General features: G+C 62.2%; 1 protein-coding gene. It reads right to left on the minus strand.

What is annotated here, in order from left to right:
* Window positions 1–71: 71 nt before the first annotated feature.
* Window positions 72–373, minus strand: a 302-nt coding sequence (locus AC1DCG_RS25205; RefSeq protein WP_477041769.1) for a 4Fe-4S dicluster domain-containing protein, incomplete at its 5' end; no start/stop codon positions are given.

The following is a 373-nucleotide window of genomic DNA, read 5'->3' on the forward strand; positions in this document are numbered from 1 at the left end:
GCTTACTTCAACTGCAGACTGCGATACTGCAGCCTCCCGCGTGGTGGCAGGAGGCAGTTTATACCGCTGGTTTATACCGCGCGGCGAACCATCAGTTCCTTGATCTTGCCGATGGCCTTCGTCGGGTTGAGACCCTTCGGGCACACGTCGACGCAGTTCATGATGCTGTGGCAGCGGAACAGGCGGTACGGGTCGTTCAGGTTGTCCAGACGCTCGCCGGTGGCCTGATCGCGGCTATCCGCGATGAAGCGGTAGGCTTGCAGCAGGCCGGCCGGGCCGACGAACTTGTCCGGGTTCCACCAGAACGACGGGCAGGACGTGGAGCAGCTCGCGCACAAGATGCACTCGTACAGGCCGTCCAGCTCGTCACGTT

The sequence above is a fragment of the Caulobacter sp. 10L414 genome, from assembly GCF_056395525.1.